Origin of the sequence: Polynucleobacter campilacus (assembly GCF_002206625.1) — a bacterium.
Taxonomy (GTDB): Bacteria; Pseudomonadota; Gammaproteobacteria; order Burkholderiales; family Burkholderiaceae; genus Polynucleobacter; species Polynucleobacter campilacus.
Genome location: NZ_NGUP01000003.1, coordinates 514,637 through 537,327 on the forward strand (window position 1 = coordinate 514,637; position 22,691 = coordinate 537,327).

Consider the following 22,691-nt stretch of genomic DNA (forward strand, 5'->3'; position numbering starts at 1 on the left):
GCTAGCCGTTGAACCATGGGTTAGCGAGCGCGGTTGCAATTAGCAGAAACTGTTTAAGAATCCACTCCCTTCAAGCCTGGGGAAATGCTGGGTCTCAGCATTCCTTGCAACGCTCCTTGAAGGTATGGCGTAATTGTAAACAATTACGCCATATTTCGCCTCAATCCATCTATAAACTGCTTTTTAATACCCCTAGAGCTTATAAGCCAGCTGCGGAACGCAATGTAGCGGCCTTGTCTGTCTGCTCCCAAGTAAATTCGGGCTCCTCACGACCAAAATGACCGTAAGCGGCTGTTTTGCGATAAATAGGACGCAAGAGGTTCAGCATCTTCACAATTCCTTTTGGGCGCAGATCAAAGTGCTCAGATACCAATTGCGCAATCTTTTCATCAGAGATCTTGCCCGTACCAAAGGTGCTCACCATCACTGAAGTTGGCTTTGCAACGCCAATCGCATACGAAATCTGAATCAAGCACTTACTTGCCAAGCCCGCAGCAACCACGTTCTTCGCAACATAACGGCCTGCGTATGCAGCAGAGCGGTCAACCTTAGAGGGGTCCTTACCGGAGAATGCGCCACCGCCGTGAGGAGCAGCACCACCGTAGGTATCCACAATAATTTTTCGACCAGTCAAACCACAATCGCCCTGTGGGCCACCAATAACAAAACGACCTGTTGGGTTAACTAAGAAGTTAATTGCGCCCTTAATCAAATGCTTAGGCAATACCGGTTTGATAATTTCTTCGATGACTGCTTCACGCAATTTTTCGAGAGAAATGTCTTCATCATGCTGGGTGGAAAGAACTACTGTGTCAATCGAAACAGGCTTGCCATCAACATAACGCAGAGTCACTTGTGACTTGGCATCTGGTCGTAACCATGTCAAACGGCCATCACGACGTAACTGCGATTGACGCTCTACCAAACGATGTGACAAGTGAATTGGTAAAGGCATCAGCTCAGAAGTCTCATCACAAGCGTAACCAAACATCAGACCTTGGTCACCAGCACCCTGATCTAGGCCGTCGTCATGCGCCTTATCAACACCTTGAGCAATATCTGGACTTTGCTTGTCATAGGCAACCAGTACCGCACAACCTTTGTAATCAATGCCGTAAGCAGTATTGTCATAGCCAATCTCACGCAAGGTATTACGAGCCACTTGAATGTAGTCAACGTTTGCATTGGTAGTAATCTCACCAGCAAGGACTACCAAACCGGTATTACATAATGTTTCTGCTGCAACACGTGCAGTTGGATCTTGGGCCAAGATGGCATCCAAGATTGCATCAGAAATTTGGTCTGCTACTTTATCGGGATGACCTTCAGAGACTGACTCTGAGGTAAAGAAGTAATCGTTTGCCATTGCATATTCCTTTAAAAAATTAACACGTTCTATGGGACAACTCGACGTGCCAGGAACCACAACGGCGACGCTTTAGCAGAATTTATGAATCGCCCTGCAAGTTGTCTTAACTCAGCGATGACTCCATTTTATCCGAAAAGGGCTGAACTGAGCGAAGTAGGCTTAAATTTGGCCCTAATGGCTGTATTGAATATCATTAGGGGGTGCGAAAATTAATCCTCAAACTGAGCCTCAATGCCGTTGCAGCGCTTCCCCTGGTTTTGGTACAAATCATTGGGGCCTCTATGGGTGTCTTGGCCTATGTAGGCTCAAAGCAATATCGCTCGCTTTTTCGCCCACAATATGAAGGAGTAGTTAGCGCCTACAAACTACCATTCAAACTGTGGGAAGCAGTGAGGGCCTCTGGAATGCTATTTTCAGATAGCCTGTGGATATGGCGCAATCCCCAAAAGGCTCTTGCAAAGGCGGATGTACCAGACTGGGATGTCATTCAAGCCGCAATGTCCGAAGGCAAAGGCATGATTATTTTATGCCCGCACCTCGGTGGCTTTGAAATCATTCCTCGTTTTTTAGCACAACATTTCCCTGCAACCATCATGTATCGCCCATCCCGACAAGAATGGCTAAATGAAGTAGTGGAAGAGGGGCGCGCTTATCCAAATATGCATTTTGTACCAACTAATCTTCAGGGGGTTCGTCATATGACCCGGGCCCTTGCAAAAGGCGAGGCTATCGCCATCCTTCCGGATCAAGTCCCCAGTGGCGGTGATGGTGTTTGGTGTAATTTTTTTGGTCGTCCTGCCTACACTACCACCCTGCCAGTACGCCTTGCTAATCGACATCAAACACCTGCAGTAATGTTTACAGCAAAACGCAAAGCCTTGGGCTCTGGCTGGATAGTGAATGCCAAACGTTTGGCGCCTTTTTCAGATGACCCTACTATTGCAGCAAGAGAATTAAATAATGCCATTGAGGCTGCGGTCTTAGTTGCCCCAGAGCAATTCATCTGGTCTTACAACCGCTACAAACATCCTGCAGGCGCAGAACTACCTCCAAGCAATTAGTAATAAACTTTTGAAATGACCTGGTTATCCAACCTCTTCAATTTCTTGGCGCTTAATCTCCTGCGCCTCTTTGCTTTCCTCCCTTATGTATTCAGCGTCTATGTGGGCTATGGACTCGGCTGGCTTGCAGCCCATATACCTAATGAGCGTGCGCAGGTAGTGAAAACCAATCTCCGCCTATGTTTTCCTAATCTAAATGAAAAAGAAATTGATACGCTGGCACTGGAGCACTGGAAATTATTCGGCCGCAGCGTTTTAGAACGAAGTCGCATTTGGCTTGGTAGTGGTAAACAAATCACCGATATTGTGAGTATCGACTCGGCGATTACTTTGGGTGATCGCAAGCCACGCTTACTAATTAATCCGCACTTTGTAGGCCTCGAGGGTGGCTTTATGGCCCTGTCTGTTTTAGCCAGCCAGCATGATTGGCTCCGTGGTGCAGGTCTATACCAAAATATGAAGAATCCTTTCTTCAACCAAAAGATGATTGAGTGGAGAAATCGGTTTGGCGGGAAATCGATTGAGAGACAAAGCCGCCTTCGTGACCTCATCCGTGAAATCCAAACGGGGAACTTTATTTTTATCGCTCCCGACATTGATTTAGGTCCACGTGACTCTATCTTTGTTCCTTTTTTTGGCATTCAGACAAATACCATCACCTCCGTCTCCCGGCTAGCTAGACTCAGTGGTGCTGAGGTCTGTTTTATGACCACCACATTAAATAAAGACCGTAAAGGCTATACCTGCCATATCAGCGAACCCTTACCAAACTTTCCAAGTGATGATGTCGAGGAAGATACTGCCCGCTTAAATCACTATATTGAAGAACTTGTTCGCGAAAGACCGGCAGAGTACTATTGGGTACATAAGCGTTTTAAACATCGGCCACCTGGTGAGCTGAGCCTTTACGATTAACGAGATACTTTTGAGCACATCTTTAAAAAATACTGGACGCAAACTTCGCTTCACCAAAATGCATGGTGCTGGCAATGACTTCATTGTTCTCAATGGTATTGATCAAGACCTCAGTACCATCTCACGTGAGCAATGGCAGGCCTTAGCGCATCGTCAATTTGGCATTGGTGCCGATCAAATTCTCATTGTTGAAAAAGCTACTCGTCCAGATGCAGATTTTCGTTATCGGATTTTCAATTCTGACGGTGGAGAAGTAGAGCAATGCGGCAATGGTTCTCGTTGCTTTGTGCGCTTTGTATTAGATCAAGGCTTGTCTACTAAAAATCCTTTACGCGTTGAAGTTGCGCACACTGTGCTTACTCTCAAAGCTCATCCGGATGGTCAAGTAGAGGTTGATATGGGCGCTCCTATTTTTGAGCATAGCCAAATTCCATTTAATGCAAGTGGCTTGGCAAGCATGCAAGAGTTTCAAGAGATGCTTTTTGCACTTCCCCTAGATCATCCCGCCTCACATGATAGTTTTGTTGGCGTGCTTTCAATGGGTAATCCGCATGCAGTTCAAGTTGTTGCTGATCTTGAGAGTGCGCCCGTTCTTGAAGAAGGCGCTGAAATTGAAAAGTATTCTGCGTTTCCAAAAAAAGTAAATGCTGGCTATATGCAGGTCATGAATCGCAATGAAATCAAGTTACGCGTATACGAACGTGGTGCAGGGGAAACTTTGGCCTGCGGGACTGGGGCTTGCGCAGCCGTGGTTTCTGGTATTCGTCGAGGCTTACTGGATTCCCCCGTGAAGGTACATACTCGTGGCGGGGATCTTCTAATAGCCTGGGGCGGTATCGTCAATAACGTCGCCCAATCAGTCATAATGACTGGACCAGCGGCTACCGCGTTTGAAGGCGAAACACAAATCTAAGCAATGCCTTCTTAGATGCCGTATTGATCGCGATACGCTTTTACTGCAGGCAAGTAATTGGTGAGCTCGGTATCACTAGATGCCATGAGAAAAGTCATCAGGTCGGCTAAGTTAGCAATAGCAATCACTGGCAAGCCAAACTCTTCCTCAACTGCCTGAACTGCGGACTTCTCACCGATTTCAACGGCATTGCCAGAGCGCTCCATACGATCTAAGGCAATCAAGACTGCAGCAGGCTCAGCGCCTGCGCCACGTATGAGGTCTACCGACTCTCGGACAGAAGTCCCAGCTGAGATCACGTCATCAATAATGACTACCCTGCCCTTGACCGGAGCGCCAACTAATGATCCGCCCTCACCATGATCTTTGGCTTCTTTACGGTTATAAGCAAACGGAATATTTAAACCCTTATCTGCTAGAGCAATAGCAGTTGCAGCCGCTAAGGTAATGCCTTTATATGCGGGGCCATAAAGCATGTCGAAGGCAACCTTAGATTCTTGTAAGGCTTTTGCGTAGTAACGGCCCAATGCACTTAAGCGTGCGCCATCGTTAAATCCACCCGCATTAAAGAAATAAGGTGAAAGCCTTCCCGCTTTAGTTTTAAACTCCCCGAAGGACAAAACCTTTGTCTCCAAGGCAAAATGAATAAAGTTATCTTGATTTGAATTATTTGAGCTCATAGGCCTACATGTTACGCATCATTTCCGCGAACCTCAACGGTATCCGTTCCGCAGTCAAAAAAGGCTTCCTGCCATGGGCTATCAAGCAAAAGGCTGACTTTATCTGTATGCAAGAGCTCAAAGCACAACGAGATGACCTAGAAGCTTCCATCCTCAATCCAGACGGTATGCACGGCTTTTTTCACCATGCTGATAAAAAAGGCTATAGCGGCTGCGGGATCTATACACCACATAAGCCAGATGAAGTTTTGTACGGCTATGGCAATGAAGAATTTGATGCTGAGGGCCGCTATGTCGAGGCCCGCTTCAAAGCACTATCAGTAATTTCGGTTTATATGCCCTCAGGCTCAAGCTCACCTGAGCGCCAAGAAGCTAAGTATCGATATCTTGATAGCTTCTTACCCCACCTCATTGGGCTGAAAAAATCAGGGCATGAAATTGTCCTGTGCGGTGATGTCAATATTGCCCATCATGAAATTGACCTCAAGAACTGGAAAGGTAATCTTAAAAACTCTGGCTTCCTGCCAGAAGAGCGCGCATGGCTCACTAACTTGTTTGATCAGGTTGGCTACGTAGATGTCTATCGCAAACTAGAGCCTAAGGCTGGTGAGTCTTGCTACACCTGGTGGAGTAATCGTGGGCAAGCCTATGCCAAGAATGTTGGCTGGCGTATTGATTACCAAATTAGTACCGCAGGCATTGCTGCTACTGCCAAGAAAACTGCTGTCTACAAAGATGAGCGCTTCTCAGACCATGCCCCACTGACGGTGGACTACGACTGGAATCTGTAATTTAATACTAGCGTTAATCTTTCTTGATCTGCACGATTTTGAAATGAATGGTGGCCCAAATGAGTAGTAACACTGGTGCGCCAATAATAGCCGTGCCATAAAAGAAGGTCTGGTAACCAAAGGTATCGACGAATACTCCAGAGAAGCCTGCTAACCATTTTGGCAACAACAACATCATCGAGCTAAATAGGGCGTACTGAGTAGCTGAATAGCGAATATTCGTGAGGGCTGATAAGAAGGCAATAAATGCAGCGCTAGCAATACCTGAGCTTAAATTATCAGCAGAGATTACCCAAATCAAACCATGTAAATCATGGCCTTGGGTTGCCAACCAAGCAAACAAGATATTGCTGACTGACGACAACACTGCGCCCAAAAATAAAATCCGTAGGACACCAAATCGCAAAGTGAGAACACCACCAACAAAAGCGCCGACTAAAGTCATTACAACGCCGAATACCTTACTCACTGCCGCAACTTCATCTTTGGTATAACCCATGTCAACATAAAAAGGATTGGCCATAATGCCCATCACCACATCACTAATGCGATAGACGGCAATTAAAGACAAAATCAATACTGCGTGCCAGCGATAGCGCGTCAGAAATTCAGCAAATGGCTCAATCAAAGTTTGATGTAGCCACGCTTTAACATTACGCGCTTTAGGCAAATCAATTTTCACGGGCTCTTTACTTAATAACGTAGTAATCACACCCACACTAATGGACGCAGCCATACATAAATAAGCGAACTGCCAGGCGCCTGCATCATAACCAGCGCCAGTCTCTGCACGGGCAGCGAGCCAGAGAACGCCTGCACCAGACCATATCAAAGCAAGGCGATATCCCGTTTGATAAGTAGCGGCTAAGGCGGCCTGACGATCACTATTGGCGGATTCAATCCGAAATGCATCTAATGCAATGTCTTGGGTAGCCGAACCAAATGCAACTAGTAGTGCACACCAAACTACAGAGTTGAGCGCAAGCTTTGGATCTAGCGTAGACATTCCCACAAGACCCAAAATGATGAGTGCCTGCGCGAATAGCAGCCAGCTGCGACGGCGCCCGAATAATTTTGTTAAGAAGGGGATTTGTAAACGATCAACCAGTGGAGCCCACATCCACTTGAATGCATAAATCAGCCCGACCCAAGTTAAGTAGCCAATAGTGCTGCGATCAATCCCAGCTTCGCGTAACCAAAAGCTTAAGGTGCCAAGAATCAGTAATAGTGGGAGGCCGGCAGAAAAGCCAAGGAACAACATTCGAAGACATGGCCATTCGAGGTAAACCCGAAAATCAGCAAGCCACGACTGAGCCGCTCTCAGCATGGCTCTATGCGCTGCGAACGCGGAAAAGCGCCAAACTGCCAAAGAAATTAGGCATCAGGGTAACTTGCCGCCCATCATGCAAGATGCATTGATCAATCACCTGCAGGCCAAGACTTGAGGCGAGCTTCTCAAAATCTTCTACGGTAAGCACGCGCACATTCGGCGTGTTGTACCACTGATATGGCAAGCTCTTTGATACTGGCATACGACCAAGCCCTACCGCCAAACGATGTGACCAGTGGCCAAAGTTTGGGAAGGACACAATCGATTCTTTGCCAACGCGCACCACTTCACGCAAGATCTTTTCAGTCTGATGAATCGTTTGTAATGTTTGCGATAGCACTACGGTGTCAAAGCTATCGTCTTCAAAAAGCGCTAAGCCACCCTCTAAATCTTGCTGAATCACATTGAGGCCTTTTTGTACGCAAGCAAGAACGCGTACATCATCAATCTCTACCCCATAGGTATGAACGGGCTTTTGCTTTTGTAAGAACTCTAAAAAGCTACCATCGCCACATCCTAAATCAAGGACCTGGCTATGAGGGGCAATCCATTTAGCAATTGCTGAAAAATCTGCGCGCATATTTAGGACGCTCATGATTGAGCCCCCAGCATTTGCGCAAAATACGCTCTTACTAAATTGTGATAGCGCTCATCATCTAATAAAAATGCGTCATGTCCATGAGGGGCATCAATCTCTGCATAAGTCACTTCACTCTTATTGCTCAATAAAGATTGCACAATCTCACGGCTGCGACTGGGCGGGAAACGCCAATCTGTTGAGAAACTCACTACCAAGAATTTAGCCTGTACTTCAGCCAAAGTACGGTTGAGACTGCCATCATAGCGACGGGAGGGATCAAAGTAATCTAAGGCGCGTGTGATCAGGAGATAAGTATTGGCATCAAAGTAAGTTGAAAACTTATCTCCTTGATGGCGTAAGTAACTTTCCACCTCAAACTCAACATCAAAGCTAAAACGATAGTCATTCGATTCACCATTAGGGCGCTGTAAATCGCGTCCAAATTTTTCAGCCATGTCATCATCAGATAAATAGGTAATATGGCCAACCATTCGGGCTAAACGTAAACCACGCTTTGGTACTACGCCATGCTCATAATAATTGCCCCCATGAAAATCAGGATCCGACAAAATAGCATTACGTGCTACCTCGTTAAAGGCAATATTTTGTGCGCTGAGCTTTGGTGTTGATGCAATCACAACACAATGCTCTAAGCGCTTTGGAAACTGAATTGCCCAAGCCATTGCCTGCATACCGCCCAGGCTACCGCCCATGACTGCAGCAAATTTCCGAATGCCTAATTTGTCTGCAAGGCGCGCTTGGGTGTTTACCCAATCCTCAACGGTGACCACGGGAAAGTCGGCACCATAAGGCTTGCCAGTTTCTGGGTGAATGCTCATGGGCCCAGTAGAACCGAAGCAAGAGCCCAAATTATTGACCCCAATAACAAAAAAATGATTCGTGTCTACAGGCTTGCCTGGCCCAATCATGTTATCCCACCAGCCGATATCTTTTGGGTCATCAGGACTAGGACCAGCTACATGATGAGATGCATTAAGCGCATGACAAACTAATACCGCATTACTTTTATCTGCATTGAGCTTGCCATAAGTTTCAATGACTAAATCATAGGCAGATAGAATGGCTCCACTCTGCAAAGGCAGGGGCTCGGCAAAATGGATGGTATTTCTAGAGAGGTTTAGCTCGCTCATTCTGAGAGGAGGATGCGCAAACTAATATCAGAGGCTTCGGTTGGCAATTTCTTAAAGCCACTGCGGGCAAATCGATGCCAACGGCCCAAAACAAAACTCATCAACATGGCAGCGCGAATACTAACTTCTTCCTGACCGGCACCAGCCCAGGCGCCGCCTTGGGTTTGGGCAATGCGCAGCGCTTGCTTTAAGGATGCCTCAACGCGATCTAAGACCTGAGTAATACGCTCTTGCAAACGATCATCTTCTTGCAACAAAGCATCTCCCAGAAGAACCCTCGTCATACCTGGATTCTTCTCGGCGAAGAAAAGCAACATTTGCAAAATTCCACGCGCTTGGGCAAGACCAGATTCTTCTTTTTGATTAATCTGATTAATTAAACCAAAAACAGTTTGCTCGATAAAAGAAATTAAGCCTTCGAACATCTGCGCTTTACTAGCAAAATGACGATAAAGTGCAGCTTCAGATACTTGAATTTTTGCTGCCAAGGCTGCCGTCGTTACCCGCTCACCTTTGGGGTTTTGGAGCATCTCTGCAAGCACTTGCAAAATCTGTAGGCGACGCTCTCCAGGGCGGGGGCGCTTGCGCGCCTTACCAGTATCAGCGCTGCTGTCGTTGATATCTGCTGGCTCTAAAGATTGAGGCATGTATTTACTTACCTCGAACGAATCATCGTACCGAATGCTTGCTCGGTCAAAATTTCTAGCAGCAAGGAATGTTCAATACGTCCATCAATAATGTGTACTGAATTTACTCCACTTTTCGCAGCATCTAATGCGGAAGAAATCTTCGGCAACATGCCTCCAGAGATCGTGCCATCCGCAAATAAAGCGTCAATCTCTCTTGCAGTGAGATCCGTAAGGAGCTTGCCCTCTTTGTCCATCACCCCAGGGATATTCGTCATCATGACCAATTTCTCTGCATGCAAAATTTCAGCCATCTTGCCAGCTACTAAGTCTGCATTGATGTTGTAGGCCTGACCCTCTTCACTAAAGCCAATTGGGGAAATCACCGGAATAAAGGCGTCATCTTGTAAGGCCTTTACAACCGCAGGATTAATGGCCTCAATCTCACCCACAAAGCCTAAATCAATTGTCTTACCAGGCTCTTTATCACTAGGCACCAACATTTTCCTGGCATGAATTAAGCCGCCATCTTTACCAGTCAAGCCAACCGCCTGACCGCCAAATTGGTTAATCAGCATCACAATATCTTGTTGTACTTCGCCGCCAAGAACCCACTCCACCACTTCCATGGTTTCTTCATCGGTAACGCGCATACCCTGAATAAAGCTCCCGGTCTTACCAATTTTTTTCAAGGCTTCATCAATTTGTGGGCCGCCGCCGTGAACAACAACGGGATTCATGCCGACCAATTTGAGCAAGATGACATCGCGCGCAAAACTTTCTTTGAGGCGCTCTTCAATCATAGCGTTTCCGCCATACTTAATGACAATAGTCTTGCCGTGATATGAGCGGATATATGGCAAAGCTTCAGCCAGAATCTGCGCCTTTAACAAAGGCGAGATATCGCTAAGGGTGGGTAAATGCTTGGTCATCGCAAATAAAAGTTATTCGCCAAATAATTTTTGACGTAGTTCACGACGCTCCTGTGCTTCAAGAGACAAATTGGCTGTAGGCCTTGCAATTAAACGGTTTAAGCCGATTGGCTCGCCAGTTTCTTCACACCAGCCATAGTCACCAGACTCGATACGAGCCAAAGCTTGCTCAACCTTTTTAAGCAACTTACGCTCACGATCCCGCGTACGCAATTCCAAGGCGTGCTCTTCTTCAATAGTTGCCCGATCAGCAGGATCTGGCACCAAAATATTTTCGCGAAGATGTTCGGTGGTCTCCGAAGCATTCTTCAAAATGTCATCTTTAAGGGTTAGTAACTTTTGACGAAAAAAGTCTAACTGCGCAGCACTCATGTAGTCCTTGTCGGACATCTTCAGTAATTCTGCTTCAGTTAAGGGCGCACCTTTTACAGTCTTGGTACTCGCAGCTTTACTGCTAGCTTTTGTCGCGGCTGCTGGTTTTGTTGCTGTTTTTACTGTCATCTCATTCTTTCCTAGATTTGAAGCATTATTGCCTCATTCTGCCAAACTTTTACCGTGCTTTAATCAATATTTTTTAATATTGACCGTGGCGGCGGATTGTACCCGAAACTTCCTATACCAAACATCCCTCAAGCCCAGCCAGTAGGGTGTCCTTAGGTAAATCAATGCCTATAAAGACCATACGGGTTTGCTTAGGCTCGCTACCCCATGGGCCAGCCATATCGCTACCCATCATTTGATGAACCCCCTGGAACACCACTTTTCGGTTACTTCCCTTCACATAGAGCACGCCTTTATAGCGCAGCATCTTTTCACCAAAGACCTCCAGAATGCCTCCCAGGAAGTCTTCTAGCTTATTGTGATCAAAGGGTTTATCACTACGAAAAACAAAGGACTGAATGCGGTCTGTGTGCCCTGCGTGCCCATGATGATGGTGCTCGTGGCTATGGTCGTGCCCACAGGTGCTGTGGTCATGATCATGGCTGTGATCGTGATTGTCTTGCTCCAAAAAATGCGGGTCAATGTCTAGCTTGGCATTGAGGTTAAAGCCCTTTAGATCTAGTACCGCATCAAGAGGCACAATTCCTTTAGTAATCCCAGTAATGGGGGCCCTTGGGTTCATGCGCATCAAACGATTACGCAAAGCCTCAACCTCAGCAGGCGTTACTAGATCGGTCTTGGTAATGAAAATCTGGTCAGCAAAGCCCACTTGGCGCTGGGCCTCTTCATGTTCAGTTAGCTGCTTAGGGCCATGCTTAGCATCCACCAAAGTCACAACAGCATCTAGAACGTAATGGTCAGCAACATCGTCATCCATAAAGAAGGTTTGGGCTACTGGGCCAGGGTTAGCGACGCCAGTCGTTTCAATCACAACACGATCAAAACTAATTTTCTTATCCTTGCGCTGATCCCAAAGCTCATTGAGTGCCTCAACTAAGTCGCCACGAATGGTGCAACAAATACAACCGTTGCTCATCTGCACAATATTTTCTTGGTTGTCTTGAACCAAAATATCGTTATCGATGTTCTCCTCGCCAAACTCATTTTCAATCACGGCAATTTTTTTACCATGCTGCTCGGTCAAAATATGCTTCAGCAAAGTTGTTTTTCCACTTCCTAAGAAGCCCGTCAAAATGGTTACAGGAATTAATGCCATGAATGATCCAATCAAAATCTAGAAGTAATACTTGCCCAAAGCGGGAAACCCACTATCTTACCGAGTTCCTCAAGCTTTACCAGCCTTGGCTCGGGGATGCGCTTTATCGTATGCCTGAGCAAGGTGCTGAAAATCTAAAGACGTATAAATCTGGGTGCTGGAAATACTGGCATGCCCTAGCATTTCTTGAACAGCCCGCAAATCTTGGGAGGATTGCAAGACATGACTAGCAAAGCTGTGGCGCATCATGTGCGGATGTACATGGGTGGGTAGTCCTGCGCGCATAGCTAAAGTACGTAGGCGCGCCTGAACCGTGCGTGGCGATAAGCGCTTGCCAGTTGCCGATAGAAAAAGAGCGTTCGATTGCTGAGCATAACTACTACTATTGCGAATTTCTCTCCAGATATTGAGCGACTGCATTGCTGGAGCGCCAACTGGTACAGAGCGTCTTTTGCCACCCTTTCCTAAAACGGTGACTTCAGCTGCATCCCAATCTAACCAACCCGCAGACTCTTGTTGGCGATCTTTACTTTGCATCACATCAATTCCCAATAGCTCAGATAGACGTAAGCCTGAGGAATACAGTAAATCAATAATGGCCGCATCTCGAATCGATTCCAAATCTTTTTTCTCTTCCGCCTCTTTAACGGCTTGACTCACCAAGGAAAGTGCCTGCTCGACCGACAAGGCTTTAGGCAAGGACTTCAGGCGCTTAGGCGCCTTGACATCATCAACTGGGTTAGCCACTAGATTGCCAGTCACCTTACCAGCGCGGGCATCTCGCCTTGCATCTTTCTCGGTGAGCCAGTGATACCAACCACGCCATGCTGAAAGTGCCCTCGCAATGCTTCTGGAAGATTTGCCTTTGGAATGTAAGCGCCCCGCCCAACGACGCACATGACCATTGCTCACTTTTAATAAATCAATAGAGTCTTCAAGAGCAAAATTTTGCAGATCCCCAAGATCCATGCCATACGCTTTGAGTGTATGCGGCGAGAGTTGACGCAATACATGCAACTCGTGCAAATACTCTTGCACGAGAGGGTGAAGATCAGTCGCTGGTAATTTCATAAGCCTGGATACGATCCAAAGCTGCTGCTGTAAGTTCTGCAATCTGGCGTAAATAGAAGGCGCCCATATCTGCAGTAAAACGGGTTTCATCCTTACTAGCTAGTAATAAAACTGCGGGGGATTGGCTAGCGCCTATGCTTTTGCCAAGCGGCAAGCCAATAGCCACCATGCTTTGCCAGCTTGGATCAATACTGGTTTGACTCGCTAGTAAATCTACGCTCGCAGCTGCAAGCTCTTTAGCTGAACCGCAAAGTGGTGTATCAATCCAAGGACCAAATGCAGAATTTGGCGATAGTAATTGCGCAGACTCAACCTCAAAAACTTCAGCCAATCCAGAAGTAATTGCGCCTTCAACATCCGCTTTATTGTTTGCCTTCATTAAGCGCAATAACCAAGCAACCAAACTTTGTTGGGTTTTATCGTTACGACTACCAAAATGCAGCATCTCACTTAATCGACGATTGAGCTCTTGATTTTGAGTGCGTAGCACCGTCATCTGACGCTCTTGCAACGAGATCGCACGATCCTCATGTGGGTGCTTAATACGAATCTCATTAAAAAGATCTGCATAGCGATCGAAGAAGCCTGGTGAAGCTCTTAGCCACTCAGCAACCAACTCTTCTTGTTCGGACTGCTTTGGATCTATTACACTCATCTATTTCTTTCTTAACTTAGTTTTTTACGCAAAAGTTCATTTACTTGGCCTGGATTAGCTTTTCCCTGAGAGGCTTTCATAATCTGGCCAACAAGGGCATTGAATGCCTTCTCTTTGCCAGAGCGGAACTCTTCCACTGATTTCTGGTTGGCTACAAGCACTTGATCAATGATGGCCTCCAATGCTCCGCTATCACTAATCTGTTTCAGCCCTTTGGCATCAATTACTTGATCGACAGTGCTCATTGCCTTACCAGCAAGAGCCTCTTCCCACAAAATTGCAAAGATATCCTTGGCGATCTTATTAGAGATAGTGCCATCAGCTACGCGAGTCAATAAAGGCGCTAAGTGCGCAGCCTTCAGTGGAGCATTTGCAGTCGCAATTCCAGCACGATTTAAAGAAGAGGCAAACTCACCTGCGATAAGGTTTGCAGCGGCCTTGGCTAGAGATTTACCTACGATAGCTAGTAACTCTTCGAATACTTTTGCGGTATCGCGATCTTGTGTCAACAGCTGTGTATCGTAAGCGCTCAAGCCATAGTCTGCCTGCCATTGCTCGCGTAGTTGCGCAGGAAGTGCTGGCATCTGATTGCGCACTTGTGCAATCCAAGCATCATCAATAACGACGGGCAATAAATCAGGGTCTGGGAAATAGCGATAGTCGTTAGCGTCTTCTTTACTCCGCATGCTACGTGTTTCACCACGGTCGGGATCATAGAGGCGAGTTTCTTGAATAACAGTGCCACCGTCTTCGATTAATTCAATTTGGCGGCGCACTTCATATTGAATCGCCTCTTCTAAAAAGCGGAAAGAATTTAGGTTCTTGATCTCACAACGAGTACCAAACTCTGCCTGCCCTTTAGGGCGAACAGATACGTTCGCATCGCAACGGAAAGATCCTTCTTGCATATTTCCATCACATACCCCTAGCCACACCACCAGGGTATGCAATGCCTTGGCATAGGCCACAGCCTCAGCGGCACTGCGCATCACTGGCTCAGTGACAATCTCTAGAAGTGGTGTGCCTGCACGATTTAAGTCGATGCCGCTAGAAGGCTCCCCATGGGGACCAGTAAAGCCCTCCTCATGGACGGATTTACCAGCATCCTCCTCCATATGAGCGCGAGTTAATTCAACGACCTTCACTTCATCGCCGACCAAAATTTCTAGATGCCCTCCAACCACCACCGGAAGGTCCATCTGGCTAATTTGATAGCCCTTGGGTAAGTCTGGATAAAAATAATTCTTACGGGCAAAAATACTGACTGGCGCAATCTTTGCGCCAACAGCCAACCCAAAACGAATGGCGTGCTCGACCGCTTGACGATTAAGAACCGGCAATACTCCTGGCAAAGCCAAATCTACTGCGCATGCTTGCGTGTTTGGTTCTGCGCCAAAGCGGGTGCTTGCACCACTAAATATTTTGGATTGAGTTTGTAACTGTGTGTGGGTCTCTAGACCAATAACAACCTCCCATTGCATCATGCCACCCCACTCGCTTGTCGCAGATGCCAATCCGTAGCTTGCTGATATTGGTGTGCCACTTGCAATAAGCGCGCTTCAGAAAAATAATTACCAATGAGTTGCATGCCAATCGGTAAATTATTGACATTAAATCCACAGGGCGCACTCATTGCCGGGAGTCCCGCCAAATTCGTTGAGAGCGTATAAATATCTTCCAAATACATCTGCACTGGGTCTTTTGACTTCTCCCCCAACCGCCATGCCACATCAGGCGCAACAGGCCCAAGGATCACATCACACTCATTAAATGCTGCCTGAAAATCTGCCGCAATAATGCGACGAATTTTTTGTGCCTGCAGATAATAAGCATCGTAGTAGCCATGACACAGAACATAAGTGCCAATCATGATGCGGCGCTTTACTTCTGCTCCAAAACCTTCAGTGCGAGATTTTTGATACATATCTCCAAGATCTTTGTACTCACCAGCACGATAGCCATAACGCACACCATCAAAACGACTCAAGTTACTTGAGGCTTCTGCTGGCGCTAAAACGTAATACACCGGAATAGAGAGCTTAGTTTTAGGCAAACTCACTTCAACTAATTTTGCGCCCAAACTTTCTAAAGTTTTTGCAGCTTCATTGACTGACTTAGCAACATCACTTGCTAAACCTTCAGCAAAAAATTCTTTAGGTAATCCAATGCGCAGACCTTCTAGGGGTTTAGCGGAATTCGCATTGCCTGCTTGCCAACTTTGATTGAGGTAACGGCCATAGTCTTCACCAGAGTCAGCAAGCGAAGTAGAGTCGCGCTGATCATGTGATGACATGGCAGAAAGCACTAGCGCGCAGTCCTCGGCAGATTTACCCATAGGGCCAGCCTGATCCAATGAAGAGGCGTAAGCAATCATTCCATAACGAGAAACGCGCCCATAACTTGGCTTAATACCAGTCAATCCACAAAATGCTGCTGGTTGGCGGATTGAACCACCGGTATCGGTGCCAGTTGCAATCGGAGCTAAGCCCGCGGCAACTGCAGCAGCGGAGCCGCCAGAGGATCCACCAGTAACACAGGCTGCATTCCAAGGGTTAAGAACTGGGCCATAGGCTGAATTCTCATTAGAAGAGCCCATGGCAAATTCATCCATATTGGTCTTGCCAAGACAAACCATGCCAGCACCATGCGGATTGTTTTCGTCGGGAATACCGAGGTTAGCAACCACCGTTGCATCAAAGGGGCTCTGGTAAGCGGCCAAAATTTTAGAGGCGGCTGTCGTCTTCCAGCCACGAGTGACGAAGACATCTTTATGGGCAATCGGAATTCCGGTCAACCTGCCTGCTTTGCCAGAGGCAATTAGCTTATCTGCTTTAAATGCTTGCTCTAAACTTAAGTGAGCATTCACATCAAGATAGGCGTTCAGATGTTTTCCAGCCTCAATTCGATCTAAAAAGTACTGGGTGAGCTCTTTGCTGGACACTTCTTTTGCAGCCAGTGATTTCGCTATAAGAGAGATGGGAGTGTTGTGCCAACTCATTCAATGACCCTAGGAACCAAGAAATAGCCCTCTTGCTGGGCAGGAGCAGATGTCATATTCTCCACTCGGCGATCAGACTCACTGACTAGGTCAACGCGCATTGGTTGAGCCAAATCACGCAAAAATAGGATTGGGTGCGCAAGCGGCTCCAACCCCGCGGTATCGACAGCCTGCATTTCCTCAACCAGAGAAAAAATAGCCTGTAGCTGGGGCAAGACTGCCTCAGCTTCTGCCTGACTTAACTCAAGTCTAGAAAGGTGCGCAATGCGCTGGACATCATCAAGATTCATGGGGGGCTAGAGTATCATTCCTATATATTTTTATTAACAACTTCTATTTTCCCACTACATCATGTTTAGTTTTTTCCGCAACTATTTTTCCAATGACCTAGCAATCGATCTAGGAACCGCTAACACCCTAATTTACATGCGTGATAGGGGTATTGTCCTCGATGAACCCTCGGTTGTGGCAATTCGTCAAGAAGGCGGTCCCAACGGTAAAAAGACCATTTTGGCCGTTGGAAAAGAGGCAAAAGCGATGTTGGGTCGTGTTCCAGGAAATATTGAGGCAATTCGTCCAATGAAGGATGGTGTGATTGCTGACTTCACCATTACCGAACAAATGCTCAAGCAATTTATCAAGCTTGTGCATGAGAGTAAATTATTAAGGCCAAGCCCACGCATCATCATTTGCGTTCCCTGTGGATCTACTCAAGTTGAGCGTCGTGCAATTCGTGAATCTGCATTAGGGGCTGGCGCATCACAGGTATTTTTAATTGAAGAGCCTATGGCTGCTGCAATTGGCTCCGGCCTGCCCGTTTCAGAAGCTGCAGGCTCGATGGTTGTTGACATCGGTGGAGGCACCACTGAAGTTGGCGTCATGTCATTAGGTGGGATGGTGTACAAGGGCTCTGTTCGCGTCGGCGGTGATAAGTTTGATGAAGCGATTACAAACTATATTCGTCGCAACTACGGCATGTTGATTGGCGAACAAACTGCCGAGTTGATTAAGAAAACCATTGGCTCTGCATTCCCCGGCGCTGAAGTACGCGAGATGGAAGTAAAGGGTCGCAATCTTTCTGAAGGTGTACCGCGCAGCTTTACGGTAACGAGTAATGAAATTCTCGAAGCATTAACCGACCCATTGAATCAAATTGTGACGGCAGTTAAAGCAGCTCTTGAGCAGATCCCGCCTGAGTTGGCGTCCGATATTGCTGAGCGCGGCATGATGCTTACTGGCGGCGGCGCCTTATTGCGTGACCTTGACCGCCTCTTGCTTGAAGAAACTGGCTTACCAATTCACATTCCAGAAGATCCCTTAACTTGTGTTGCTCGAGGTTGCGGTATCGCACTTGAGCGCATGGATAAGTTAGGCGGAGTGTTCTCGCACGAGTAAGCGACATACACGTCGATCAGGGAATTGCAAGATAGCGCTCCACCACTTTTCAGACAGGGCATTCCGGCCTTACTTAAACTGATTGTCTGTCTGTCAATCAGCATCGCTCTGATGCTGATTGATTTTCGTTTTAAAGCGCTTGATCCCATTCGCAATAATGTAAATTGGCTTTTGCGCCCGCTTGAATATGTCATGATGGCACCTCGTAATGCTTTCGAAGCCGCATCAGAATATTTCACTACTCGCTCGACGCTTGATCAAGAAAATCAGGTAATGAAAGTACGCCAAGCAGAGCTCTCCTTGCTTGCCAATCAATCCGAGTTCTTGATTGTAGAGAATCAAAATTTACGCGAGCTGATGGCACTGCAAAAACAGACGCCTTTCAAAACTCTGCCTGTAGAAATTCTGTTTAATCCGCCCAATCCAATTTCGCAGCGTATTGTGATCAACCGTGGAAGCAACGATGGCTTAAAGCTTGGCAACCCCATTGCCAACGATTCCGGTATCCTTGGCCAAGTAGTTCGCCTCTATGAGCGCTCTGCTGAGGTCTCCTTACTGGAAGATCGAGACTTTGCCGTACCCGTACAAGTCGCTCGCAATGGCTTACGTGCTGCTGTTTTTGGGGCTGGGCGCGGAAATCCTTTGGAATTACGCTATTTACCCGTAGCTAGCGATTTAGAGGTTGGGGATATTTTGCTCACCTCCGGAATCGATGGCGTCTATCCGCCAGGATTTGCTGTTGCAGTCATTAGCAAAATTGAGCGTAATGCCGATAAAAACTCATCTAATGTATTTTGTGTTCCAGTGGCCGCAGTAAATCGCTATCGCCAAGCCTTAGCTTTTTTATACGATCCGCAGTTCGATGCCAAAGCACCGACGATCAACGATAAATCAAGTACTAGTCCGGTAACAACCAATACTCCAGGCCGCCGCCAAACTCGTGCGCGAGGAATGCAATGATTGATTTCCAAAGCGGCTATATATTGCGTCCGGTCAATCCGGTCTTCATTTATTTCAGCTTGTTCTGTGCGCTGCTATTAAATCTTTTGCCAATTGGTAACTATGGATGGGTACCAGACTGGCTCATTCTTTGTATTGTGTTTTGGAACATTCATCAACATCGTTACGTTGGAGTGATATGGGCATTTAGCTTAGGGCTGTTAATAGATGTTCACAACTCCGATCTTTTGGGTCTGCACGCCTTTAGCTATGCACTAGTAGCATATATAGCCATCTCTTGGCATAGGCGAATTGTGGCGCTGACCGTTGTATCGCAAGCAATCCATTTACTGCCAATCTTCTTGCTAGTTTCTTTATTTCCAGTCTTAGCGCACTGGTTACTCAGCGGAGAAATTTATTGGTGGGCTTTAACGGGCGCTATTCAAGCCATTATTGAGGCAATGCTTTGGCCACTAGCAACCCGTATATTGTTGGCGCTACAACGTCGTCCGATTGACGTCGATCATAATCGGCCGCTCTAAGAAGTTGTATGGTTTCTTTTAAAAAACCAAACCTCGACTCATTTCAAGAGCGCATCTATATTGCGACTTTATTCGTCACATTTTGTTTTTTGATTTTAGTCACTCGCTTAGTATGGCTACAACTTGTCAGCCACGGTAAATATGCTTTGTTAGCCGAAAGTAATCGAATTGCTTTAGTACCTGCCCCAGCTAATCGCGGCCTACTCATTGATCGCAACGGCATCGTGATTGGCCGAAATTACTCAGCACTCACCTTAGATGTCAATGCCGAACAACTTAAGGGCAATGTTGACCAACTGATTAACGAGCTTTCTGAAATTGTGGATATTTCCCCGAAAGATCGACGTAATTTCAAACGCTCCCTGGAAGATTCGCGGAATATGGGTACATTTCCCTTGCGCTCCATGCTCAATGAGGCCGAAACTGCCCGTTTTATGGCCAATCGATACCGTTTTCCAGGGGTAGAGATCCGTGCCAGAAGCTTTCGAGAGTATCCATATAACGAGTTAGGCTCTCACCTGATTGGCTATATTGGTCGGGTTTCCCAAAAGGATAAGGAGCGCATGCAAGCTGAAATCGAGGGCGCTAAAGGCAATGATCCAGATGCTTTGCAAGCCTCTTTTCTGCCCGGCATTCAATACGTTGGCAAGATTGGTTTAGAGCAAAGCTACGAGAATGTTCTGCGGGGCGTGCCTGGATATGATCAAGTAGAAATCACTGCAGGTGGAAAACCAGTAAGGACACTTTCTAGCTCGCCCTCAGTGCCCGGTAAAAATGTTGTGCTCTCTGTTGATATCAAATTGCAATACTTAGTAGAGCAACTCTATGGAAACTACCGCGGTGCCTTTGTTGCAATAGAACCTGAAACGGGCGATATCTTGGCATTCGTCTCTAAGCCTAACTTCAATCCCAATGATTTCGTTGAAGGCATTGACTCGGTAACATGGAAAGAGCTTAATGACTCTCCACAAAAACCGCTCTATAACCGTCCACTCAAAGGTATTTATCCTCCAGGATCAACCTACAAGCCCTTTATGGCGCTTGCTGCCTTGGAGACTCAGAAGCGCACGCCTTCGCAATCAATTTCTGATCCAGGTTATTTTGATTTTGGTAATCACACCTTCCGCGATGATAAGAAAGGTGGGCACGGCATCGTTGATATGCAAAAGTCTATTGTTGAATCTTGTGACACGTATTACTACCTACTTGCTCGCGATATGGGCGTCAATTTGATGCATGACTTCATGAAACCATTTGGCTTTGGTCAAATTACTGGCATTGATTTACAAGGTGAATCTAGAGGCGTATTGCCATCAACCGATTGGAAGAAAAATACCTTCAAGAAGCCTGAGCAACAAAAATGGTACGAAGGTGAAACGATTTCTTTGGGCATTGGTCAAGGATATAACGCCTTCACCATTTTGCAATTAGCACATGGAATGGCTAACCTAGCGAATAACGGTATTGTGATGAAGCCTCACTTGGTAAAAGCAATTGAAGATCCTTTTACTCGCAACAGAGTGTTAACTACGCCAAAAGAAAGCTATCGAATTGACCTGAAGCCAGAAAATATTGAGGTCATCAAAAAAGCAATGGTTGAGGTCAATGTCTCTGGAACATCTACAGCGGCCTTTAAGGGTGCGGGATACGTTGCTGGAGGCAAGACTGGTACCGCCCAAGTCTTTAGCTTGAACTCAAAGGAATATAAGCACAGCTCTACTGCAGAATTCTTGCGAGATCATGCTTTATATATTGCGTTTGCACCCGCAGATAAACCCACCATCGTCATTGCCATGGTGGTTGAAAATGCAGGCTTTGGCGCGCAATGGGCGGCGCCAATTGCGCGCAAAGCATTGGACTACTACATTGAGGGCAAATGGCCTAAGGAGATTCCCGAGTGGAAAAGAGCCCCTTAATCAAAATTAAAAGTGTGTTCTCTAGCATATTCGCTGGACTAGATCGCCAGCTAGGCCTTATTTTACTTGGATTAGCAGCTATTGGCTTTTTTACATTTTTATCTGCAAGTCAGAATACGCCCGTACAAATCGCCGATGAGATACGTAATCTTGTACTTTCATTCGTAGTGATGTGGATCGTTTCTCGTATTCCACCTAAGTGGTTAGAGATGGGTGCTGTTTGGATTTATGGCTTTGGTGTTGCGCTACTGATTGCGGTAGCAGTATTTGGATTGATTAAAAAAGGTGCGCGTCGCTGGCTTAATATTGGCATTGTGATTCAACCATCTGAAATCATGAAAATTGCAATGCCGCTGATGCTTGCATGGTACTTCCAAAAGCGCGAAGGTATTCAAACAAGCTGGGACTACGCAGTAGCGGCAATTATTTTGGCCATCCCAGTTTTCCTGATAGCGCGTCAGCCAGATTTAGGTACTGCACTCCTTGTTTTTGCGGCCGGCCTCTACGTCATCATCCTAGCTGGCCTGCCATGGAAGTGGATTCTACCTTTTGTGGGTATTGGTGTTGTCGGCATTTTGCTCATTATTATTTTTGGCAGCACAATTTGTGCGAATGATGTTGTTTGGCCGCTTGTACATAACTATCAAAAGCATCGTGTGTGTACTTTGCTAGACCCCACTAGCGATCCCCTTGGTAAAGGGTTTCATACAATTCAGTCGATGATTGCAATTGGCTCTGGTGGATTTTTTGGTAAGGGCTGGTTTCAAGGAACGCAAGCACATTTGGAATTTATTCCAGAAAAACATACTGATTTTGTTTTTGCAGTTTTTTCGGAAGAGTTTGGTTTGCTTGGAAATCTAATATTAATTGCTTTGTTCTTTGCATTGATTAAAAGAGGTTTAGCAATCTCAGCAAGTGCGCCAAACTTATTTACGCGCTTACTAGGCGCTGCTGTAACACTCATTTTCTTTACTTATGCATTTGTAAACATTGGCATGGTCAGCGGCTTACTGCCAGTGGTTGGAGTTCCGCTACCCTTTATCAGCTACGGCGGCACCGCCCTGGTTACCCTTGGGTTTGGGGCGGGCATATTGATGAGTATTCATCGTCATCGTCGCCTAGTACAGAGTTAATTTAAAGCCGCCTCTGTGGGATTTAAATTCTTCAAGA

Annotated in this window: 23 protein-coding genes and 1 riboswitch; of the genes, 9 read left to right on the forward strand and 14 right to left on the reverse strand. The window is 46.4% G+C overall.

What is annotated here, in order from left to right:
• Positions 1 to 18: 18 nt before the first annotated feature.
• Positions 19 to 124, reverse strand: a riboswitch (S-adenosyl-L-homocysteine riboswitch).
• Between the two features lie 75 nt (positions 125 to 199).
• Positions 200 to 1,366, reverse strand: coding sequence for a methionine adenosyltransferase (metK, locus tag CBI31_RS06030; RefSeq protein WP_088525495.1), 1,167 nt, complete (start codon positions 1,364 to 1,366; stop codon positions 200 to 202).
• Between the two features lie 203 nt (positions 1,367 to 1,569).
• On the opposite strand from metK, the gene CBI31_RS06035 reads away from it, so the two are divergent.
• The 3 genes from CBI31_RS06035 to dapF are packed head-to-tail and all read left to right on the forward strand — an operon-like array spanning position 1,570 to position 4,258.
• Positions 1,570 to 2,430 (forward strand): LpxL/LpxP family acyltransferase, encoded by an 861-nt coding sequence (locus CBI31_RS06035; protein ID WP_088525496.1) that lies wholly within the window; start codon positions 1,570 to 1,572, stop codon positions 2,428 to 2,430.
• A gap of 15 nt (positions 2,431 to 2,445) precedes the next feature.
• Positions 2,446 to 3,345, forward strand: coding sequence for an LpxL/LpxP family acyltransferase (locus tag CBI31_RS06040; protein WP_088525497.1), 900 nt, complete (start codon positions 2,446 to 2,448; stop codon positions 3,343 to 3,345).
• A 58-nt stretch (positions 3,346 to 3,403) separates the two neighbouring features.
• Complete coding sequence (gene dapF, locus CBI31_RS06045) at positions 3,404 to 4,258, forward strand: diaminopimelate epimerase (protein ID WP_088525498.1); 855 nt, start codon at positions 3,404 to 3,406, stop codon at positions 4,256 to 4,258.
• Between the two features lie 11 nt (positions 4,259 to 4,269).
• On the opposite strand, the gene pyrE is transcribed toward dapF, so the two are convergent.
• Entirely contained in the window at positions 4,270 to 4,938 is a 669-nt protein-coding gene (gene pyrE / locus CBI31_RS06050) for an orotate phosphoribosyltransferase (RefSeq protein ID WP_088525499.1), read from the reverse strand.
• A gap of 8 nt (positions 4,939 to 4,946) precedes the next feature.
• Here pyrE and CBI31_RS06055 point away from each other — a divergent pair, with 8 nt between their 5' ends.
• Positions 4,947 to 5,729: an exodeoxyribonuclease III gene (locus CBI31_RS06055; protein ID WP_088525500.1), complete on the forward strand. Its 783-nt coding sequence runs from the start codon at positions 4,947 to 4,949 to the stop codon at positions 5,727 to 5,729.
• A gap of 13 nt (positions 5,730 to 5,742) precedes the next feature.
• Here the strand turns inward: CBI31_RS06055 and CBI31_RS06060 are convergent, their stop codons facing one another.
• The 12 genes from CBI31_RS06060 to gatC all read right to left on the reverse strand — a co-directional run bounded on the left by CBI31_RS06060 (position 5,743) and on the right by gatC (position 17,019).
• Entirely contained in the window at positions 5,743 to 7,056 is a 1,314-nt protein-coding gene (locus CBI31_RS06060; RefSeq protein ID WP_240553768.1) for an AmpG family muropeptide MFS transporter, read from the reverse strand.
• Positions 7,057 to 7,060: 4 nt separating this feature from the next.
• A complete protein-coding gene (gene metW / locus CBI31_RS06065; protein ID WP_088525502.1) occupies positions 7,061 to 7,654 on the reverse strand; it encodes a methionine biosynthesis protein MetW in 594 nt (197 codons plus the stop codon).
• Positions 7,651 to 8,790, reverse strand: coding sequence for a homoserine O-succinyltransferase MetX (metX, locus tag CBI31_RS06070; protein WP_088525503.1), 1,140 nt, complete (start codon positions 8,788 to 8,790; stop codon positions 7,651 to 7,653). The genes metW and metX overlap by 4 nt, the downstream gene beginning before the upstream one ends.
• Complete coding sequence (gene slmA / locus CBI31_RS06075) at positions 8,787 to 9,437, reverse strand: nucleoid occlusion factor SlmA (RefSeq protein ID WP_088525504.1); 651 nt, start codon at positions 9,435 to 9,437, stop codon at positions 8,787 to 8,789. Before slmA ends, metX begins: the two co-directional genes overlap by 4 nt.
• 8 nt (positions 9,438 to 9,445) lie before the next feature.
• Positions 9,446 to 10,348 carry an acetylglutamate kinase gene (gene argB, locus CBI31_RS06080; protein WP_088525505.1) on the reverse strand — a complete coding sequence of 301 codons (903 nt, stop codon included), beginning with the start codon at positions 10,346 to 10,348 and terminating at the stop codon, positions 9,446 to 9,448.
• Between the two features lie 12 nt (positions 10,349 to 10,360).
• A complete protein-coding gene (dksA, locus tag CBI31_RS06085) occupies positions 10,361 to 10,738 on the reverse strand; it encodes an RNA polymerase-binding protein DksA (protein ID WP_088525877.1) in 378 nt (125 codons plus the stop codon).
• A gap of 223 nt (positions 10,739 to 10,961) precedes the next feature.
• Positions 10,962 to 12,005, reverse strand: coding sequence for a CobW family GTP-binding protein (locus CBI31_RS06090; RefSeq protein WP_088525506.1), 1,044 nt, complete (start codon positions 12,003 to 12,005; stop codon positions 10,962 to 10,964).
• A gap of 69 nt (positions 12,006 to 12,074) precedes the next feature.
• The gene (locus CBI31_RS06095; RefSeq protein ID WP_088525507.1) at positions 12,075 to 13,076 is read right to left on the reverse strand and encodes a tyrosine recombinase XerC; all 1,002 of its coding nucleotides are present in this window, start codon (positions 13,074 to 13,076) and stop codon (positions 12,075 to 12,077) included.
• Positions 13,057 to 13,731 (reverse strand): DUF484 family protein, encoded by a 675-nt coding sequence (locus CBI31_RS06100; RefSeq protein WP_088525508.1) that lies wholly within the window; start codon positions 13,729 to 13,731, stop codon positions 13,057 to 13,059. Before CBI31_RS06100 ends, CBI31_RS06095 begins: the two co-directional genes overlap by 20 nt.
• Before the next feature lie 11 nt (positions 13,732 to 13,742).
• Positions 13,743 to 15,212 carry an Asp-tRNA(Asn)/Glu-tRNA(Gln) amidotransferase subunit GatB gene (gene gatB, locus CBI31_RS06105; protein ID WP_088525878.1) on the reverse strand — a complete coding sequence of 490 codons (1,470 nt, stop codon included), beginning with the start codon at positions 15,210 to 15,212 and terminating at the stop codon, positions 13,743 to 13,745.
• Positions 15,212 to 16,729, reverse strand: a complete 1,518-nt coding sequence (gene gatA, locus CBI31_RS06110; RefSeq protein ID WP_088525509.1) for an Asp-tRNA(Asn)/Glu-tRNA(Gln) amidotransferase subunit GatA — start codon at positions 16,727 to 16,729, stop codon at positions 15,212 to 15,214. The genes gatB and gatA overlap by 1 nt, the downstream gene beginning before the upstream one ends.
• The gene (gene gatC / locus CBI31_RS06115) at positions 16,726 to 17,019 is read right to left on the reverse strand and encodes an Asp-tRNA(Asn)/Glu-tRNA(Gln) amidotransferase subunit GatC (protein ID WP_088525510.1); all 294 of its coding nucleotides are present in this window, start codon (positions 17,017 to 17,019) and stop codon (positions 16,726 to 16,728) included. The genes gatA and gatC overlap by 4 nt, the downstream gene beginning before the upstream one ends.
• Positions 17,020 to 17,080: 61 nt before the next feature.
• Between gatC and CBI31_RS06120 the strand changes: the two genes are divergently transcribed.
• The 5 genes from CBI31_RS06120 to rodA are packed head-to-tail and all read left to right on the forward strand — an operon-like array spanning position 17,081 to position 22,654.
• Positions 17,081 to 18,124, forward strand: coding sequence for a rod shape-determining protein (locus tag CBI31_RS06120; protein WP_088525511.1), 1,044 nt, complete (start codon positions 17,081 to 17,083; stop codon positions 18,122 to 18,124).
• A gap of 24 nt (positions 18,125 to 18,148) precedes the next feature.
• Positions 18,149 to 19,084 carry a rod shape-determining protein MreC gene (mreC, locus tag CBI31_RS06125; protein WP_088525512.1) on the forward strand — a complete coding sequence of 312 codons (936 nt, stop codon included), beginning with the start codon at positions 18,149 to 18,151 and terminating at the stop codon, positions 19,082 to 19,084.
• A complete protein-coding gene (mreD, locus tag CBI31_RS06130; protein WP_088525513.1) occupies positions 19,081 to 19,605 on the forward strand; it encodes a rod shape-determining protein MreD in 525 nt (174 codons plus the stop codon). Before mreC ends, mreD begins: the two co-directional genes overlap by 4 nt.
• Positions 19,606 to 19,613: 8 nt before the next feature.
• The gene (mrdA, locus tag CBI31_RS06135) at positions 19,614 to 21,521 is read left to right on the forward strand and encodes a penicillin-binding protein 2 (RefSeq protein ID WP_088525514.1); all 1,908 of its coding nucleotides are present in this window, start codon (positions 19,614 to 19,616) and stop codon (positions 21,519 to 21,521) included.
• A complete protein-coding gene (rodA, locus tag CBI31_RS06140; protein WP_088525515.1) occupies positions 21,503 to 22,654 on the forward strand; it encodes a rod shape-determining protein RodA in 1,152 nt (383 codons plus the stop codon). The genes mrdA and rodA overlap by 19 nt, the downstream gene beginning before the upstream one ends.
• The last annotated feature ends 37 nt before the right edge of the window (positions 22,655 to 22,691 follow it).